Below are 17,270 nucleotides of genomic sequence, written 5' to 3'. Positions count from 1 at the left end.
GTTCAGTGCACCAACACGGGGGTGTGGGCCAGCTCGGCGTAGCCTTCGAGCGTGTCTTCGACCTCTTCCTGGGTGGGAGTGTTGAGCTGCCAGGCGGCGATCTGCTGCTGGAACAGTTCGGCCCAGGAGCCGTCGAGGTACACCTCCTTGCCCGAACGCTTGTCCACGATCTCGAAGCCATGGCGCTCCAGAACCGGCACATTCGGCTGCGCGGGCTCCTCGCCTTCATTGGGCTGCACGTGTACGACGACGAAAGACTCCGAGTCATAAAGCATGTTCATGGCGGGCCCTGTGAGTATGTCGATGGCGTTCATGGGGTTTAGATAGCAATCAACGCGCCAGTTTCAAGATAGGTTGTCTATTTGTAAAACCAACAGGCTAATCGGCATATCTCCAGGACCTTTTGCTTCGATAGTGTGACTTTCTCCTCAATTCGAGGGGCCTGCGGGTAGGGGTTTGCGCAATTGGGCGTCAGCGAAGTCGCCGTTTGCTTCCGTCTGCCTGATGCGCACGGGCAGATAACCGTACGCTGGCGCAAGCCAGAGCTCCAGTTTCCTATCGAAATCCCGGCGCGGGTTGCGGGTGAGCTTGCGCGCGGTGTATTCGCCGGCCGGGAGGGCTATCTTTTCCTCTTCGCCGACCACGAAGACCCAGACGTCGGCATCGCGCGGCCCCACGGTCTGGACCGAGATCCGGGTGCCCGCCGGATAGCGATCCGGGCTGGCCGCCAGCAGGCCGCCGAGCTGCATCATGACGCTCATGCGGTCCTGCGCGCCGGCCAGCAGGGGCACGGGGGGCGTGTTGTTGCTGAACACGATCTGCCCCTGGTCGCGCACGAAATGCGACGCCACCTCGGCCTTGCGGCTTTCGGAGTACCGCTCGGGCTCTAGGCCGGAGGGGCCGATGCGGCCGGTGCTGTGCCAGTTGAGCAGGGTGAAGAACACCGCCTTGAGCGTCAGCCGCCCGTCGTAGCGGGAGCCATCCTGCAGCCAGACGAGCTCACCGAACACGCCCCGCTGCGGGGAGGCCCCCACCTGGCCCGTGGCTTCGAAATCGAGCGTGACCGAACCGGGGATCCTCAGCGCCTGGGTGCCGGCGATGGTTCCCGAGGCTTCGCTGCCGCCGGCCGCCTTGGTGCCGCTGCTCGCGCCACCGGCAGGGGAAGGCGCTCCAGCCGGGGCGCTGGCGGCTGCTTCGGGCGGTGTTGCTCCTGAATCGGGAGCAGCCTGGGCCGTCAGGTCGGGTGTTTCCTGAGCAGGGGGCAAGGAAGCGTCTGGCTCCGGCGCTGGCGTAACGGCTGCAGGAGCCGGCTTCGGACGGGGCGCCGACGGCTCGCGGGGCCGGCGCGGCTTGGGCGGCGGTGCCGGCTTGGCTTCCGCCGGGGCGGCAGCCGGCGCAGCGGGCTTTTCAGAAGCCGGCGGCGCGATCACGATCGTCCGCGTGCTGAACTTGCTCGCCAGCGGCGAGGGTTCCGGCCCGATGGCCACCGGCGCCAGCCCGAGCACCAGCAGGTGGATCAGCGCCACCAGCAGCGTCAGACCGATCAGCACCCGCCACGACGGACGCCCGGGCAGGCCGGGAGGCAGCAAGGAAGAAGGAGGGGCGACGAGCGTCGGCATCAGTGTGTGGAGTGAGGCGCCGGCCCGGAGGTTCACGAAGACCACCTCGGTACACTGCCGCCCGTTCAACCAGTTTAAGTGGGAGCGGCGCCCGGCCTCGTGCACGCGCCGTGTCCCGCGCCATCACGCACGCACCGCATCATGAAACTCGCCACCCTGAAGGACGGCTCGCGCGACGGCCAGCTCGTCGTTGTCTCGCGCGACCTCACGCTCGCCCACTACGCCACCGGCATCGCGAGCCGGCTGCAGCAGGTGCTGGACGACTGGGGCTTCATGAGCCCGCAGCTGCAGGACCTGTACGACTCCCTCAACACCGGCCGCGCGCGCCACGCCTTCCCCTTCGATCCGTCGATGTGCATGGCCCCGCTGCCGCGCGCCTACCAGTGGGCGGATGGCTCGGCCTACATCAACCACGTCGAGCTGGTGCGCAAGGCGCGCAACGCCGAAGTGCCCGAGAGCTTCTACACCGACCCGCTGATGTACCAGGGCGGCAGCGACGACTTCCTCGGCCCGACCGACGACGTGATCGTGCCCAGCGAAGCCATGGGCATCGACTTCGAGGCCGAGATCGCCGTCATCACCGGCGACGTGCGCATGGGCTCCACGCCCGACCAGGCGCTCGACGGCATCCGCCTCGTGATGCTGGCCAACGACGTGAGCCTGCGCAACCTGATTCCGGCCGAGCTGGCCAAGGGCTTCGGCTTCTTCCAGAGCAAGCCCGCCACCGCCTTCAGCCCCGTGGCCGTGACGCTCGACGAGATCGGAGAGGCCTGGCAGGACGGCCGCGTGCACCTGGCGCTGCAAAGCAGCTGGAACGGCCGCAAGGTCGGCATGTGCGACGCCGGCCCGGAAATGACTTTCCACTTCGGCCAGCTCATCGCCCACATCGCCAAGACGCGCAACGTGCGCGCCGGCAGCATCGTCGGCAGCGGTACCGTGAGCAACAAGGGCGTGGAGAAGAACGGCCACATGGACTGGCCCAAGGGCTATTCGTGCATCGCCGAGAAGCGCTGCATCGAGACCATCCAGACCGGCCAGCCCTATACCGACTTCATGAAGTTCGGCGACACGATCCGCATCGAGATGAAGGGGCTCGACGGGCGTTCGCTGTTCGGTGCGATCGATCAGGAGATCGTGTCGACGGCCGGGCGGCCGAAGGAGGCGCCGGTGTCGCTGGTGAAGCCCGCCCCGGCGCAGGAAGAGACCGCGGAAGACTGAAGCCGCGTTTCAGCCCGGACCGGCACCGCGCAGCAGTTCTTTCTGCGACCGTATGCCCAACCGCCGGAACGCCCGGTACTGATGCGTGCGCACAGTCGTCAGCTCCACGCCGATCTCGCGCGCCGCTTCCTTCGCCGTCTTCCCAGCCATCAGGTGGCCGATGACCTCGCGTTCGCGCAGGCTCAGCCTCAGCAGCCGCGAGGCCAGCGTGGGCTCCACCGCCTCCCTTACGGCCACAGCGCTGCGGCCATGCGCCGCGGTGGCGTCGGCCAGCAGCGTGGCGTGCGCCTCGATGCGCGCGAAGTCCGATGCATCGAACTCCGGCTGCGCGAGGCTGCGGTAGAAGCTCACCGCCACGCGCTGCCCCGTGGGCAGCAGCAACAGCACCGACGCTCGTTCGCGGATGCCGACGTCGCCATAGCAGGCGGCGCGGTAGGCCGGGTCGGCCACTTCGTCGGCGTGCTGGTGGCCCAGCCATAGCTGCGCGCGTTTCGGCAGCTTGCGCGCAGCGAGCCAGGCCATGTTCGGGTCGAGCAGGTCGAAGCGCTGCGCCACATAGCGTTCGGTGGTGCGCTCTGCCGTGCTGCCGTAGCTGCTGGCGGCAGACACCGCCTCGATGCGGCCGGTGGCATCGACCACGAACACGGTGCAGAAAGTCACCGGCATCACGCGCTGCATCGCCTTGAGGTAGCTGGTTGCCAGATGCGGCGTGCCCACGCCGGAGAGCACGTCGCCGACGACGGCTGCGGCCAGCGCGGTGTCGGTGGGGTGGATGCGCCAGCGTCTCATGCGTGAAGAAAAAGAAGAGCAGTTCGGGTAAGTACCTCGTACGAAGTTATGACATTGACGGCCCCCGCGCATCGGGACAATCCCGTCGGATGACGAACTCTCCCGATGCTGCCAGCGGCCCCGTGCCTCCGCCGGCCAGCGCCACTGAACTGCCGCCGTCGGTCGGCGCCTTCCACTACACGCGCTACAAGCCCTGGACGCCGCCGCTCGAAGAAGGCGGTATCGAACCCGGCCGCCATCCAGTGGTGATCGCGGGCGGTGGGCCGGTCGGCATGGCGCTCGCGCTGGGGCTCGCGAACCACGGCGTGCGCAGCGTGATCCTCGAAGCCGACGACACGGTGTGCGTGGGCAGCCGCGCGGCCTGCATCTCGCGGCGCAGCCTTGAAATCATGGAGCGGCTCGGCGTACTGCCCGGCTTCATGGCCAAGGGCCTGCCGTGGACTGGCGGTCGCAGCTTCTACAAGACGGCCGAGGTGTTCCGCTTCGAGATGCCGCACGACGCGCAGCAAAAGCTGCCGCCGATGATCAACCTCGAGCAGTACTACGCCGAGCACTATCTGCTGGAAGAAATCTTCCGCCGCAACGAGCAGACCCCGGGGCTCATCGACATCCGCTGGGGCACCGAGCTCACCGGTCTCGCGCAAAGCGATGAGGGCGCGACGCTCGACGTGCGCAACGCCGAAGGCGCCTACCGGCTGCACGGACAGTGGCTCGCGGCCTGCGACGGCGGCCAGAGCTTCGTGCGCAAGGCGATGGGGCTCACGCTCGAGGGCACGGGTTACGAAGGCCGCTACGTGATCATCGACATCGAGCTGCACAGCGGCCACCCCACCGAGCGCCGCGCGTGGTTCGACCCGCCGTGGAACCCCGGCTCGACCGTGCTGATGCACCGCCAGCCCGACGACATCTGGCGCATCGACTACCAGCTGCGCTCCGGCCAGAGCACCGAAGAAGCGCTGCAGCCGCCGGCCGTGGCCGAGTTCGTGCAGCGCCACCTCGACGCCATCGGCGAAGGCCACCTGCCGTGGAAGACGGTGTGGACCTCGGTCTACCGCGCCGGCGCGATGACGCTCGACAGCTATCGCCACGGCCGCGTCGTGTTCGCGGGCAACGCGGCGCATGCAATGCCGATCTTCGGCGTGCGTGGGCTCAACTCGGGCTTCGACGATGCGGACAACCTCGCGTGGAAGCTGGCGTTCGTGGCCAGGGGCTTGTCAGATGCGGCGCTGCTCGACTCGTACTCGCATGAGCGCATCGCGGCCTTCCACGTGAACGCCGAGAACGCGATGCGCAGCACCGAGTTCATGTCGCCGCCATCTCGGGGCTTCGACCTGCTGCGCGAGGCGGCGCTGTCGCTGTCGGAAGCGCATCGCGGCATTGCGCAGCTCATCAATCCGCGCCAGACGCAGGCCGTGCGCTATGCCGATTCGCCACTGTCTAGCGAGGGTGACGAACTGCCGAGGGGTCCGCTGCCGGGCGAGGTGATGCCCGAGCAACAACTCGCGCAAGGCCACCTCACCGACTGGATCGCGCCGACCTTCACGCTGCTGGTGCTGCGGCCCGATGTGGCCCCGCTGCCTGCAGCCGACATTGCGCAGGCACTGCAGGGCGCGCTGCCCTTCGTCGTGCGCAGCATCGCGGCCCCGGGCATCGACGGCGTCGACGGCGCCGACGCGCATGCATCTCCCGCCGTCTTCGAAGCGCTCGGCGCGCAAGACGGCGCGGTCTACCTGCTGCGTCCCGATGGCCACGTGGCCGCGCGCTGGCATCGCCTGCCGCCCGGCGCCCTGCAACCTGCACTGGCCCGCGCGGCCCAGGAGCCCCTCGCATGACCACGACACCGCTGAACCCCGACGCCCGCGACCGCCTCTATGCCGAGTGCGCACGCGCCATCACCGAGGCGGGCGCCGAGCGCGAATCGCTGTTCCTGGCGCGGCTTGCGCTGCTGCTGTTCGAGCAGGTCGGAGACGAGGCGCGCTGCCGCGCCGCGCTGGCCGATGCGCTGCACGCGCTGCCCGTACCATCGCTGTCCGCTTCCTGACCTTCCAAATTACAAACGACTGGAGACTGATCCATGGATCGCCGCACCCTTCTCGCCACGCTCGCTTCCGGCGCCGCAGTGGCCGCCACGCCTTTCGCCCACGCGCAGGAATACCCCGCGCAGCTCATCAAGTGGGTCGTGCCCTATCCGGCGGGCGGCGGCACCGACGTGATCGCGCGCGTGCTGGCCGAATCGATGCGCCAGACGCTGGGCCAGCAGATCGTGGTCGACAACCGCCCCGGCGCCTCGACCAACATCGGCGCCGACCTCGTCGCCAAGAGCAAGCCCGACGGCTACACGATCCTCTCGGCCGACAACGCGGTGCTGGCCTTCAACGAGCACCTGTTCAGCAAGCTGCCGTTCAACCCCGAAAGAGACTTCACCTACATCGGCGCGATCGGCAAGTTTCCGCTCGCGCTGGTGGTGCATCCGGACTTCCCGGCGAAGAACTTCAAGGAGTTCCTGGCCTACGTGAAGGCCAATCCCGGCAAGGTCAACTACGCCTCGCCCGGCAACGGCTCGCCGCACCACCTGGCAATGGAAATGTTCAAGGTGCGCACCGGCACCTTCATCACCCACATTCCGTACCGCGGCGCGGCGCCGGCCATGGCCGACGTGATGGGCGGGCAGGTGCCCTGCATGTTCCTCGACCTGGCCTCGGGCCTGTCGATCATGCAGAGCAACAAGGTGCGGGTGCTGGCCATCGGCTCGGGTGCGCGCAGCAAGCTGCTGCCCAATGTGCCGACGCTGGCTGAAGTGGGCGTGCCCAACACCGAAGTGTTCGCGTTCCAGGGCATCCTCGGCCCGGCCGGCCTGCCGCCCGCGGTGGTGAACAGGCTCAACGGCGACCTGAACAAGGCATTCGGCACGCCGGCCGTGCAGAAGCGTTTCGAAGACTTCGGCATGGAGGCGATGCCGGGCTCGCCGGCGCAGTTCGCGGCGCTGTCGCGCGCGGAGTCGAAGCGCTGGGGCCCGATCATCAAGCAGGCCGGCATCAAGCTGGACTGATGCCGGCAACCGGCGTTTGCCCTAGCGGGTAAACGCCTTTCGCGAGCCGTCTTCGAGGACTTCGTCGTCGCGCTGCAATTCGCCGCTTTCGTCCCAGGTGCGCTCGCGCGTCACGCGGCCCTTGGCGTCGAAGCTCGACTCGGCCAGCAGCGTGCCCTTCTCGCTGAAGCGCTGGTGGGTGCCGACCGGAATCTGCCGGTTGCGGCCCGCGATCTCGTAGCGGCCCTGCGCGGCGCGCTGGCCGCTGTCGTAGAACTCGGTGATCTCGACCGCACGCGCGTCGCCGCTGCCGCTGTATGCCGACTTGCTGCGCGGCTGGCCGTTGAGGTAGTAGCCGTCGTCGACGATCGGCTCGCCCGCGCTGTTCCAGCGCTGGTCGCGCACCAGCGTGCCCTTTTCGGAGAAGGCCTGCTCGCGCACGCGGATGCTCGCGCGCTCGACCAGCAGGTACACCGTCTCGCGGCGCTTCACGCCTTCGGACGAGTAGTTCTGCTCGGTGCGCTGGTTGCCCACGGTTTCGTCCAGCGATGCGGTCTTGCCGTTGTCGTAGAAGCTCTGCGAGCGAACCCGCTTGCCCGACACGAAAGAAAGCCGCGAACGCAGGCTGCCGCGCGCGTCGAACAGGTCGACCTGCGACGGGCCGGTGCCCGTGAAGCCGCAGAGCTTGGCGTCGTCCGCCACCGGCGCGAGCGTGGGCGCGTCCGCGCAGCGCAGGGCCGAAAGCTGGCCGTTCTCGGTGAATTCGACCGACGCGCGTTCGCTGCCGCTGCCGGTGTCGGGATAGAAGATGGCGCGCCGCAGCTTGCCGTCGAGGTAGAAGTTGCGCACCAGCCCGCGCTCCTGGCCGTCGTCGTAGGTGGCGTCGCGCAGCACGCGGCCCGTGGGCGAGAACTCGCGGGCGCGGCCGTGCAGGTTGCCCTTGGCGTTGAGGCTGTGCTCCTTGGCGAGCTTGCCCTTCTCGTAGATGCGCACCAGGCCCATCGACACGCCGTTCTGGATCTGCTCTTCGCGCTGCAGCTCGCCGGTTGCGTGGTCCTTGCAGCGCAGCAGGCCGGTCTTGCCGGCGGTGCTGCTGCCGTTGGCCGGGTTCACGCTGCGGCCGTTGAGCTCGCAGTCGAGCTGCGCGTGCGCCGCCGTGGCACAGAGGAGTGCGAAGAGTGCGGCGGCGCCGCGAGGGGCGATCCGGCGCGGGGTCATTTCACTTGTCGTACAGCGTTTCGAGGGAGCGCAAGCCCTTGATCTCGATCGGGTTGCCGAACGGGTCGAAGAAGAACATCGTCCATTGCTCGCCCGGCTGGCCCTCGAAGCGCAGCTGCGGCTTCAGCACGAACTCGGTGCCGGCGGCTTCGAGCCGCGCGGCCATTGCCTGCCAGTCGGGCAGGGCCAGCGCGAGGCCGAAGTGCGGCATCGGCACCATCACGTCGCCGACGCGGCCGGTGCGGGCGGTGGCGAAGGGTTCGCCGAGGTGAAGGGAAATCTGGTGGCCGAAGAAGTCGAAGTCGACCCAGGTGTCGGTGCTGCGGCCTTCGGCGCAGCCGAGCACGTCGCCATAGAAGCGGCGGGCGCCGTCGAGGTCGCGAACGTTGAAGGCAAGGTGGAAGATGCTCTGCATGGTTTCGGATTATGGGCAGCGGTGCTGTGAGAATGCCGGACTTTCTTTCATCGTGGAGCAAGCCTTGCGGATACTCCGGGTCCTCGCCGCGCGGATGCGCGGCATGCATGTCATCGCGCGGATGCGCGACATCCTCTCTCTTCTTCCTTCCGCGCCGGATTTCCGGCGCATGCCACGCCAGATCCTGGCTGGCGCGTGCTGTGTGTTCAGCTTCGCGGCGGCGCATGCCGCCTGCCCGCCATCGGCCATCGCCAGCCTCGAGAAGCCGGGCATGGGCGTGCGCAACGGCGTCGACCGCGGGGTGCTCTGGCGCATCGAGCGCGACGGACGCACTTCGTGGCTCTACGGCACCATCCACGTCGGCCGCGGCGACTGGGTGCGGCCCGGCCCGACCATCCAGAAGGCGCTGGCGCAGAGCGACACCCTCGCGCTGGAGCTCGACCTGCGCGACGAGGCCACCGCCCGCGCCATGGCCCGGCCGGCCGACCCGGAGCTGCTGGCGCGCATGCTCAGCGGCGAGCGCGCCCGCCGGCTGGAGCGCCAGAACTCTGAAGCCTGCGTGCCGCCGGGAACGCTGTCGAAGCTGCAGCCGATCCTGCAGGTCACGGCGCTGGCCGGCCTGGCGGGGCGTGCCGATGGGCTGTACCCGGAATTCGGCGTGGACGAGACGCTGGCGGTCTCCGCCCGCAACAGCAGCAAGCCGATCGTCGCGCTCGAAAACGCGGCTGAACAGATCAAGGTGCTGACGGGCGAGTCCGAAGCCGAAGAAGCCGAGCAGGTCGATGCGGCACTCGACGAGCTGGAGTCCGGCAAGCTGCGCGGCCAGCTCAAGGAACTGGCCGATGTCTGGGCGCGCAGCGACGCGGCCAAACTGGCTAGCTATCCCGAGTGGTGCGACTGCCTCAAGACGCCTGCCGAGCAGCGTCTGATGAAGCGCCTGCTCGACGACCGCAACCCGAACCTGGCCGATGGCATCGAGCGCCTGCACGCCGGCGGCAAGGGCGTCTTCGCGGCGGTCGGGGCGTTGCACATGATCGGCCCGCAGGGGTTGCCCACGCTGATGGCTGCGCGTGGCTTCACCGTGACGCCGGTGCTGACCAACGCACAGGCGCAGACGGCGCAGCCGATGCCCGCGCTCGCGGCGCCATCGCCCGCGCCAAGGGCCGTGCGCGGCGGCAAGGCCGTGAAGGGCCAGCGCGGGCAGGCGGTGCAGAAGGGTGGCAAATCGACGAAGGCGGCACCCGCTGCCAGCGGCGCCAAGGCCCCCGCCAAAGCGCCAGCCAAGGCCGCGGCCCCTGCCGCCAAGGGCAAAGTGCGCAGATAATTGCCCGCCATGCACGCGTTGCGAACCCACACCCGCTTCCTCGGCCTCGTCGGCCGCTGGGTGCTGCTGTGGTTCGTGATGTCGCTGGGCGTGGCGGTGGCGTCGCCGCTGGTGAATCCGCAGTCGATGGAGCTTGTGTGCTCCAGCGCCGGCTCGATCAAGGTGGTAGTCCACACCGAAGACGGCGCGCAGGAAATGGGCGCCTCGCACATGGACTGCCCGCTGTGCGTGCTGACCGGCGCGCCGCCGCCGGCCATGGCGGTTCCGGTTTTCGATCTTCCCTTGCCGCTGGGCCGCGTGGTCCAGTCCATTCCCGCCGCGCGCCTGGCCGCGGCCACCGCGGCACCGCTGCCGGCGCGCGGGCCCCCGACTTTCTCCTGACGCTCTCAAAACCATAGCTGCATACGCACGACCGAGTGCGTGTGCGGCCTGTCTGGCTTGAAGTTTCGTGGAGAAGGTTCCTCTTGAAAAAGCATTCCCGCGCCCTGGCGATCGCCATGGCATTTCCTCTTGGCGCGCCTGCGCTGGCGCAGCAGCAGCCCGCCGAAGCGCCTGAAAGCGGCACCGGTGGCCGTTCGCTCAGCACCGTCACCGTGAGCGGCGGCCGGCCGACCTCGCTGCCGGCGCAGATCCCCACCACCATCGAAGGCGTGACGCACGACCAGATCGTCGAAACCGTCAACGCCACCGACAGCGAAGACGCGCTCAAGTACCTGCCGAGCCTGGTCGTGCGCAAGCGCTACATCGGCGACTTCAACCATGCCGTGCTCGCCACCCGCGCCTCGGGCACGGGCAACAGCGCGCGCTCGCTGGTCTACGCCGACGGCATCATGCTGTCGAACCCGCTGGGCAACGGCGCCACCTACGCGCCGCGCTGGGGCATGGTGTCGCCCGAAGAAATCGAGCGGGTCGACGTGCTCTACGGACCGTTCTCTGCTGCCTACCCCGGCAACTCGGTGGGCGCGGTGGTCGACTACGTGACGCGCATGCCCACGCAGCTGGAGGCGCACGTCAAGCTCAGCGGCTTCGTGTCGAACTTCGATCTGTACAACAGCCATTCCTCCCCGGCCGGCCAGCAGCTCGACCTGTCGCTGGGCAGCCGCAGCGGCGACTGGTCGTGGTGGCTCAGCGCCTCACGCACCCACAGCAAGGGGCAGGCGCTGGTGTTCGGCAACCGGCTGGTGAGCGCGGGCACGGTCGGCAGCGCAGGCACGCCCGTGACCGGCGCGGTGCTGGGGCTGAGCCCGTCGAACCAGCCCTGGTGGCTGGTGGGCGGCTCCACCATCTACGACACCACGCAGGAGCAGGCCAAGCTCAAGGTGGCGTACGACTTCTCGCCCACCGTGCGCGCCACCTACACGCTGGGCGCGTGGAACAACACCACGCACGGCGGCGTCGACACCTGGCTGCGCGATGCGCTCGGGCGGCCGGTGTACGGCGGCAGCGTGAACATCGGCGGGCGCACCTACAACCTCGATTCACCGAGCGCCGCGCTCGCACCGACTAAGACCGCGCTCACGCACTACATGCACGGCCTCTCGGTGAAGAGCCACACCGGCGGCGTGTTCGACTGGGAGGTGGCGGCGAGCCTGTTCGACTATTCGAGCGACACCTCGCGCACGCCCACCACACCGCTGCCGGGCGCCTTCAGCGGCGGGCCGGGCCGCACCACCGACATGGGCGGCTCCGGCTGGAACACCTTCAAGGCGGCCGGCACCTGGCGGCCTACCGGCTCGGCCGAGGGCGTGGGCGCGCACGTGGTCGACTTCGGCTTCCAGCAGGACACGGCGCGCCTGCGCACCAGCGTCGGCAACACGCTCGACTGGATCAGCGGATTGCCCGTCACGCCGTTCTCGGCCTTCAACGGCAACACCCGGCTGCAGTCGCTCTACGTGCAGGACACCTGGCGCTTCGCGAAGGACTGGAAGACCACGCTCGGCCTGCGCCACGAGCGCTGGGAAGCCTACGGCGGCCAGCTCGGCAGCGCGGCCACGCTGCTGAACTTTGCGCCGCGCAAGAACAGCTACGACTCGCCCAAGGCCGCCATCGCCTGGCAGGCCACGTCCGACTGGCTCCTCAAGGCCTCGACCGGCCGCGCGGTGCGCATGCCGACGGTGAGCGAGCTCTACCAGGGCTCGATCAGCGGAAACCAGATCATCAACACCAATCCGAACCTGCGCCCCGAACGCTCGTGGACCACCGAGCTCAGCGCCGAGCGCGACCTGAAGGGCTGGGGGCTCGACGGCGTGCTGCGCACCACGCTGTTCTTCGAGAACACGAAGGACGCGCTCTACACGCAGGCCCTCACCAACCTCGTGAGCACGGTGCAGAACGTCGACGCCATCCGCACGCGCGGGCTCGAGGTGGCGATGAATGCGGTCGACGTGGGCGTGCGGGGGCTCGACCTCGGCGGCAGCCTCACGCTGACCCGCTCGAAGATCACCGCCAACAGCGGCTTTCCCGCCAGCGTCGGCCACGACCAGCCGCGCGTGCCGAAGGTGCGCGCCACGCTGCTCGCCACCTACCGGCCGGACGCCAACTGGAGCTACACCGTCGGCGCGCGCTACAGCGGCAAGCAGTACGGCACGCTCGACAACAGCGACCCCAACGGCTTCGCGTACATGGGCTTCTCGAAGTTCTTCGTGGTCGACGCGCGCATACGCTACCGGATCGACAAGCAATGGAGCGCGTCCTTCGGCATCGACAACCTGAACAACAACAAGTACTGGGCCTTCCACCCGTACCCGCAGCGCACCTACGTGGCCGAACTCAAGTTCGACCTTTGACTCTTTCACTCCAACTGCAAGGACACGATATGAACAAGACTTCGATGACCGCCCTCAAGACCGCTGCTGCCTGCGCCATGCTGGCGGGCATGGGCGCCGCCGTGGCGCACGTCACCCTGCCGCCGGGCGGTGCCACCGTCGGTAGCGACTACAACGCCGCTTTCCGTGTCGGCCACGCCTGCGAAGGCGCCAAGGCCACCACCGGCCTCGCCGTGCGCCTGCCCAAGGGCTTCGTGCTGAGCGATGCGCAGGAGCGCAAGGGCTGGAAGCTCGATGTGCAGAAGAGCGGTGATGGCGAAGTGCGCTGGACGGCAGAAAAGCCCGAGAACGCGCTGCCCGGCAGCGAACGCGCCGAGTTCGTGCTGCGCGGCAAGGTGCCAGCGACGCCCGGCACGCTGTGGTTCAAGGTGCTGCAGACCTGCGACACCGGCGTGGCCGACTGGGCCGAGGTGCCGGCCTCGGGCAACTCGACCGCCGGCCTGAAGAGCCCGGCCGCCAAGTTGAACGTGGTGGCGCAGGGCGTGGCCACGGTCGACGTACGCGACGGCTGGGTGCGCCAGTCGGTGCCGGGCCAGAGCGGCACCGGTGCCTTCATGAAGCTCACTGCGCCCACCGGCACGAAGCTGGTGAGCATCTCCACCCCGGCCGCCGGCATTGCCGAAGTGCACGAGATGAAGATGGAAGGCGACACCATGAAGATGCGCGAACTGACCGGCGGCCTCGACCTGCCCGCGGGCCAGACCGTCGAGCTCAAGCCCGGCGGCTATCACGTGATGATGATGGACCTGAAGGGCGCGCTGGCCAAGGGCGCGACCGTGCCGATGACGCTGAAGTTCGAGGACGCCAAGGGCGTGAAGACCGCGCTGGACGTGACGCTGCCGGTGGGGGCGCCCGAAGGTGCCGATGCAGGCGGTTCGGCGCACCAGCACAAGCACTGACGGCGTCTACAGAAGCTGGTCGGGCGCCAGCGGCCCGAATAGCTTGAGCAGCAGCCGCAGCGTGGCGCTGGCATCGGGCTCGGTGGTGGTGTCCTTCAGGCCGCTGCCCTCGGGCGCGCGCCACAGCAGGGAGCCGTCGACCAGCTCGACATGCCACGAGCGCTCGCGCATGCCGCGTTCGATCTGCTCGGACGCGGCGCGCGAGAGTTCGTTGCTGCGGATCAGCAGCGCGATCTCGGTGTTCTGCAGTTGCGATCGCAGGTCGAGGTTCATCGAGCCGACCACCAGCAGACGGCCGTCCATCACCAGCACCTTGGAGTGCAGCATGGCGCGCGATTCGCCGGTGGCGCTGCTGCCGCCCGAGGAGCCGAAGACGTTGCCGAAGCCCGCCTGTTCGCTGCGCAGTTCGTAGAGCTCGATGCCCATTCCGAGCAACTCCTCGCGGTGGCGCGCGTAGCCCACGTGCGCCACTGGCGCGTCGTTCGAGGCCAGCGAGTTGGTCAGCACGCGGATGCGCACGCCCCGGGTGCGGGCTGCGGAAAAGGCTTGCAGCATGTCTTTTCCGGGCACGAAGTAGGGCGAGATGATGAGCAGGTCGGCGCGCGCCTGGCCGATCAGCTGCAGCAGGCCTTCGACCACGGTGTCGCCGCTGGCGGCCAGATCGGACGCGGCTTCCAGCGAGGCCGCACCGGGCGAGGTGCCGGCCTTGTCGCCGGGCCGGCTGACCAGGAGGCCCGGTGCTTTCGCGCTTTCGGGGCCTGAATCGGCGGGGATCTTGCCGGGCTTGTCCGCCAGCATCGCGGCTGGCGCCCAGACGAAGGTGGCGGTGCGCAGGTCCAGCGGCTTCTCGTCCCATGCGCGGGCGCGCTGTTCGGCGGTGGGAGGGGCGTTGTCCGAGGCTTTCTGCTGGCTGGCAGATTCTTCGGCCAGCTCCTGGTCGGCCTTGCGCGCGCGGTCGCGCATGGCCTGCAGTTCCTCGCGCGTGACCAGCGATTGCACCGGATAGGCGCGCTCGTTGTTCCAGTAGCTGTCGAAGCTGCGCGAGAGGTCTTGCACGATGGGTCCGGCCGCCAGCACGTCGACATCGACGAAGTTGCCGTTTGTCGCGTTGCCGAAATACGCATCGCCGAGGTTGCGCCCGCCCGTGACGCCGAGCACGTTGTCGGCCAGGAACAGCTTGTTGTGCATGCGCTGCTGGATGCGCGAGGCGTCGTCGATCGAATTGAGCAGGCGGCTGAAGGTGGAGTCGCGCGAGCCGGCCAGCGGGTTGAACAGGCGCATCTCGATGTTCGGGATGAAGGCCAGGCCCAGCACCAATGCGTCGCGGCCGGTGGTGTGGAAGTCGTCGAGCAGCACGCGCACCCGCACGCCGCGCTCGGCCGCCGAGCGCAGGCCGCGCAGCAGGCGGCCGGTGCTGGCATCGGCGTGGATCGCGTAGTACTGCAGGTCCAGCGTCTTCTGGGCACCCTCGATCAGCGCGAGCCGGCTGCCGTAGGCGGCCTGCGGACCGCCCAGGAGCAGGAAGCCGGATTCGTAGCGGGCCTTGTCGGTCTGCCGGCGCTGCTGCACCAGGTCGGCCATCGCGGTGCCGGCGGCTGGTGAGGCGAGAGCGGTCGAGACGGGCCGGTCGACGTTCTGGGGCAGCTGTGCGCAGGCACCGAGGATCAGCAGCGCGAGAAGCGCAGTGGATCGGCGCAAGAACGTCTGGAAGGAAGAAGGCATGCGGCTTTCCCGGGGCTTGGAAGGGTGAGCCGCATATATAGCCTAGTCGGCGCCCGCCCGGCGTCGGACGGGCGGACGATCGGCGCCGACGGGTGTCAGCGTCCGGCGGTGAGCTCTTCCTGGCGCTCCAGGGCGGAGAGCAGTTCGTCGTCGATCCTGGCGTGGCGCTCGGCCAGTTCGGCGGCGCGCGACGCGTCGCTGGCGTAGATGGCGCCGCCGTCGAGTTCGAGCATTTCGGTGATGCGCGTCTGCTCGGCTTCGAGGGCTGCGATCTGGGCGGGGAGGGTGTCGAGTTCGCGCTGCTCTTTATAGGAGAGTTTCTTGCGGGCGCCTGATGCCTTGGGGGCGGTGGCTTCCGCAGCCGGGGCGGGTGGGGGGGCTGGTGCCGGGGCGGGTGCCGCGGCCGCGCGCTGCTCGGCGATCTCGCGGGCGCGCTTGGACTGGATCAGCCAGTCCTGCACGCTGCCTTCGTACTCGCGCCAGTTGCCGTCGCCTTCGTAGGCGATGGTGCTGGTGACCACGTTGTCGAGGAAGGTCCGGTCGTGGCTCACGAGGAACACGGTGCCGTCGTAGTCCTGCAGCAGGTTCTCGAGCAACTCCAGGGTGTCGATGTCGAGGTCGTTGGTCGGCTCGTCGAGCACCAGCACGTTGGCCGGGCGCGCGAACAGGCGCGCCAGCAGCAGGCGGTTGCGCTCCCCGCCGCTGAGCGAACGCACGGGGGAGTTGGCACGCGCGGGGGAGAAGAGGAAGTCCGAGAGGTAGCTCTTGACGTGCTTCTTCTGCGAGCCGATCTCAATCCACTCGCTGCCGGGGCTGATGAAGTCTTCCAGGGTGGCGTCGAGGTCGAGCTTGTCGCGCATCTGGTCGAAGTACGCCACCTGCAGGTTGGTGCCGCGGCGGATCTTGCCGCTGTCGGGCTCGAGCTCGCCCAGGATCAGCTTCAGCAGGGTCGTCTTGCCCGCGCCGTTGGGGCCGAGCAGCCCGACCTTGTCGCCGCGCAGGATGGTGCCGCTGAACTTGCGGATGACGGTCTTTTCGCCGAAGGATTTGGTGGCCTCGGTGAGCTCGGCCACGATCTTGCCGCTGGACTGGCCGGAGGCGACGTCCATGTTGACGCTGCCTTGCACTTCCCGGCGGGCGACGCGGCTGGCGCGCAGTTCCTGCAGGCGGGTGATGCGGCTCTGGCTGCGGGTGCGGCGGGCTTCCACGCCCTTGCGGATCCAGATTTCTTCCTGGGCCAGGAGCTTGTCGGCCTTGGCGCTGATGACGGCCTCCTGGGCGAGCTGCTCTTCCTTCTGCAGCAGGTATTGCTCGAAGTTGCCGGGGTAGGAGCCCAGCTTGCCTCGGTCCAGCTCCACGATGCGGGTGGCGACGCGGTTCAGGAAGCTGCGGTCATGGGTGACGGTAACGACGCTGCCCTTGAAGTCAATCAGCAGCTGTTCAAGCCATTCGATGGAGTCGAGGTCCAGGTGGTTGGTGGGCTCGTCGAGCAGAAGGACGTCTGGCGCGGCCACCAGGGCCTGCGCCAGGGCGACGCGCTTGCGGGTGCCGCCGGAGAGAGAGCCGACGCGGGCGTTGCGATCGAGGTGCAGGCGGTGTAGCGTTTCTTCCACGCGCTGCTCCCAGTTCCAGGCGTCGAAGGCTTCGATTTGAGACTGGAGGGCATCCAGGTCAAGGCCGTCCGCACCGGAGAGATAGAGATCGCGAATGGCAATGACGGGGGCTAGGCCCTGGCTGGCTGCGGTGAAGACATCCGCATCCATATCTAGAAGAGGTTCCTGGGCCACATAGGCCACCCGGAGGTTCTGCTGCAACTGGAGGGTGCCGTCGTCGGTCTTCTCCAGGCCGCCCAGTATCTTGAGCAGGGAAGACTTGCCCGCGCCGTTGCGGCCGATCAGGCCGATGCGCTCTGATTCGAGAAGAGAAAAGTCCGCATGATCCAGCAGCGGGACGTGACCGAACGCCAGTTGGGCGTCGAGGAGTGTGATGAGTGCCATGTGGCGCGGATTATCGGAGGAGCCAATGTCAGGGCTTGACGGCAGGGAGATGGGCTCTGTATGGAGGGGCTCGAAGAGGCCCCTTTTCAAGTTTCTTTGGGCTGGTCTTGCACGGCCCCAGATCTGTCATATACTCGTGGGCTTCGCTGATGAATGCCACTGGTGTTCGAGGCAGTTGATGCTTCTTCTGGGGCGTTGATTGTTGGCGGTGAAGAA

The 17,270-nt window shown here is 68.3% G+C and carries 15 protein-coding genes; 8 read left to right on the top strand and 7 right to left on the bottom strand.

The features are described from left to right. Positions 1-2 precede the first annotated feature (2 nt). Positions 3-281 (bottom strand): BTH_I0359 family protein, encoded by a 279-nt coding sequence (locus BMW87_RS23415; protein ID WP_176929076.1) that lies wholly within the window; start codon positions 279-281, stop codon positions 3-5. 147 nt (positions 282-428) lie between these two features. Further along, positions 429-1,619, bottom strand: coding sequence for a DUF3108 domain-containing protein (locus BMW87_RS23410; RefSeq protein WP_093079087.1), 1,191 nt, complete (start codon positions 1,617-1,619; stop codon positions 429-431). 141 nt (positions 1,620-1,760) lie between these two features. Here BMW87_RS23410 and BMW87_RS23405 point away from each other — a divergent pair, with 141 nt between their 5' ends. Beyond that, complete coding sequence (locus BMW87_RS23405) at positions 1,761-2,837, top strand: fumarylacetoacetate hydrolase family protein (protein WP_093078929.1); 1,077 nt, start codon at positions 1,761-1,763, stop codon at positions 2,835-2,837. A 9-nt stretch (positions 2,838-2,846) separates the two neighbouring features. Here the strand turns inward: BMW87_RS23405 and BMW87_RS35710 are convergent, their stop codons facing one another. Next, entirely contained in the window at positions 2,847-3,626 is a 780-nt protein-coding gene (locus BMW87_RS35710) for a helix-turn-helix transcriptional regulator (RefSeq protein WP_093078927.1), read from the bottom strand. An 89-nt stretch (positions 3,627-3,715) separates the two neighbouring features. Between BMW87_RS35710 and BMW87_RS23395 the strand changes: the two genes are divergently transcribed. The 3 genes from BMW87_RS23395 to BMW87_RS23385 are packed head-to-tail and all read left to right on the top strand — an operon-like array spanning position 3,716 to position 6,675. Beyond that, positions 3,716-5,458: an FAD-dependent monooxygenase gene (locus BMW87_RS23395; protein ID WP_093078926.1), complete on the top strand. Its 1,743-nt coding sequence runs from the start codon at positions 3,716-3,718 to the stop codon at positions 5,456-5,458. Then, complete coding sequence (locus BMW87_RS23390) at positions 5,455-5,667, top strand: DUF2783 domain-containing protein (RefSeq protein ID WP_093078924.1); 213 nt, start codon at positions 5,455-5,457, stop codon at positions 5,665-5,667. The genes BMW87_RS23395 and BMW87_RS23390 overlap by 4 nt, the downstream gene beginning before the upstream one ends. 33 nt (positions 5,668-5,700) lie before the next feature. After that, entirely contained in the window at positions 5,701-6,675 is a 975-nt protein-coding gene (locus BMW87_RS23385) for a Bug family tripartite tricarboxylate transporter substrate binding protein (RefSeq protein ID WP_093059945.1), read from the top strand. 21 nt (positions 6,676-6,696) lie between these two features. Here BMW87_RS23385 and BMW87_RS23380 read toward each other — a convergent pair whose 3' ends face one another. Together BMW87_RS23380 and BMW87_RS23375 are read right to left on the bottom strand one after the other, a co-directional pair. Then, a complete protein-coding gene (locus BMW87_RS23380) occupies positions 6,697-7,872 on the bottom strand; it encodes a toxin-antitoxin system YwqK family antitoxin (protein WP_093078923.1) in 1,176 nt (391 codons plus the stop codon). Between the two features lies 1 nt (position 7,873). Further along, a complete protein-coding gene (locus BMW87_RS23375) occupies positions 7,874-8,287 on the bottom strand; it encodes a VOC family protein (RefSeq protein WP_093078921.1) in 414 nt (137 codons plus the stop codon). 169 nt (positions 8,288-8,456) lie between these two features. Between BMW87_RS23375 and BMW87_RS23370 the strand changes: the two genes are divergently transcribed. The 4 genes from BMW87_RS23370 to BMW87_RS23355 all read left to right on the top strand — a co-directional run bounded on the left by BMW87_RS23370 (position 8,457) and on the right by BMW87_RS23355 (position 13,335). Further along, positions 8,457-9,611, top strand: a complete 1,155-nt coding sequence (locus BMW87_RS23370) for a TraB/GumN family protein (RefSeq protein ID WP_256216882.1) — start codon at positions 8,457-8,459, stop codon at positions 9,609-9,611. A 9-nt stretch (positions 9,612-9,620) separates the two neighbouring features. Further along, positions 9,621-9,992 carry a DUF2946 family protein gene (locus BMW87_RS23365; RefSeq protein WP_093079084.1) on the top strand — a complete coding sequence of 124 codons (372 nt, stop codon included), beginning with the start codon at positions 9,621-9,623 and terminating at the stop codon, positions 9,990-9,992. Between the two features lie 116 nt (positions 9,993-10,108). Beyond that, on the top strand, positions 10,109-12,397 hold the full coding sequence (locus BMW87_RS23360; RefSeq protein WP_093079083.1) for a TonB-dependent receptor: 2,289 nt from the start codon (positions 10,109-10,111) through the stop codon (positions 12,395-12,397). A gap of 29 nt (positions 12,398-12,426) precedes the next feature. Beyond that, entirely contained in the window at positions 12,427-13,335 is a 909-nt protein-coding gene (locus BMW87_RS23355; protein ID WP_256216881.1) for a copper chaperone PCu(A)C domain-containing protein, read from the top strand. A 6-nt stretch (positions 13,336-13,341) separates the two neighbouring features. Here the strand turns inward: BMW87_RS23355 and BMW87_RS23350 are convergent, their stop codons facing one another. Both BMW87_RS23350 and BMW87_RS23345 read right to left on the bottom strand, forming a co-directional pair. Further along, positions 13,342-15,057: a phospholipase D family protein gene (locus tag BMW87_RS23350; protein WP_093078920.1), complete on the bottom strand. Its 1,716-nt coding sequence runs from the start codon at positions 15,055-15,057 to the stop codon at positions 13,342-13,344. A gap of 95 nt (positions 15,058-15,152) precedes the next feature. Next, the gene (locus BMW87_RS23345) at positions 15,153-17,054 is read right to left on the bottom strand and encodes an ATP-binding cassette domain-containing protein (RefSeq protein ID WP_093078918.1); all 1,902 of its coding nucleotides are present in this window, start codon (positions 17,052-17,054) and stop codon (positions 15,153-15,155) included. Positions 17,055-17,270 lie beyond the last annotated feature (216 nt).

The sequence above is a fragment of the Variovorax sp. OV084 genome, from assembly GCF_900111625.1.
In the GTDB taxonomy this organism is placed as follows: Bacteria; Pseudomonadota; Gammaproteobacteria; order Burkholderiales; family Burkholderiaceae_C; genus Variovorax.
The sequence above is the reverse complement of the archived record's forward strand: the minus strand, read 5'-3'. Positions and strand labels throughout refer to the sequence as shown.

What these genes read in the sequence shown, in the direction of transcription:
- BMW87_RS23415 (WP_176929076.1), bottom strand. Translation starts at nt 281, where the DNA reads ATGAACATGCTTTATGACTCGGAGTCTTTCGTCGTCGTACACGTGCAG.
- BMW87_RS23410 (WP_093079087.1), bottom strand. Translation starts at nt 1,619, where the DNA reads ATGCCGACGCTCGTCGCCCCTCCTTCTTCCTTGCTGCCTCCCGGCCTG.
- BMW87_RS23405 (WP_093078929.1), top strand. Translation starts at nt 1,761, where the DNA reads ATGAAACTCGCCACCCTGAAGGACGGCTCGCGCGACGGCCAGCTCGTC.
- BMW87_RS35710 (WP_093078927.1), bottom strand. Translation starts at nt 3,626, where the DNA reads ATGAGACGCTGGCGCATCCACCCCACCGACACCGCGCTGGCCGCAGCC.
- BMW87_RS23395 (WP_093078926.1), top strand. Translation starts at nt 3,716, where the DNA reads ATGACGAACTCTCCCGATGCTGCCAGCGGCCCCGTGCCTCCGCCGGCC.
- BMW87_RS23390 (WP_093078924.1), top strand. Translation starts at nt 5,455, where the DNA reads ATGACCACGACACCGCTGAACCCCGACGCCCGCGACCGCCTCTATGCC.
- BMW87_RS23385 (WP_093059945.1), top strand. Translation starts at nt 5,701, where the DNA reads ATGGATCGCCGCACCCTTCTCGCCACGCTCGCTTCCGGCGCCGCAGTG.
- BMW87_RS23380 (WP_093078923.1), bottom strand. Translation starts at nt 7,872, where the DNA reads ATGACCCCGCGCCGGATCGCCCCTCGCGGCGCCGCCGCACTCTTCGCA.
- BMW87_RS23375 (WP_093078921.1), bottom strand. Translation starts at nt 8,287, where the DNA reads ATGCAGAGCATCTTCCACCTTGCCTTCAACGTTCGCGACCTCGACGGC.
- BMW87_RS23370 (WP_256216882.1), top strand. Translation starts at nt 8,457, where the DNA reads ATGCCACGCCAGATCCTGGCTGGCGCGTGCTGTGTGTTCAGCTTCGCG.
- BMW87_RS23365 (WP_093079084.1), top strand. Translation starts at nt 9,621, where the DNA reads ATGCACGCGTTGCGAACCCACACCCGCTTCCTCGGCCTCGTCGGCCGC.
- BMW87_RS23360 (WP_093079083.1), top strand. Translation starts at nt 10,109, where the DNA reads ATGGCATTTCCTCTTGGCGCGCCTGCGCTGGCGCAGCAGCAGCCCGCC.
- BMW87_RS23355 (WP_256216881.1), top strand. Translation starts at nt 12,427, where the DNA reads ATGAACAAGACTTCGATGACCGCCCTCAAGACCGCTGCTGCCTGCGCC.
- BMW87_RS23350 (WP_093078920.1), bottom strand. Translation starts at nt 15,057, where the DNA reads ATGCCTTCTTCCTTCCAGACGTTCTTGCGCCGATCCACTGCGCTTCTC.
- BMW87_RS23345 (WP_093078918.1), bottom strand. Translation starts at nt 17,054, where the DNA reads ATGGCACTCATCACACTCCTCGACGCCCAACTGGCGTTCGGTCACGTC.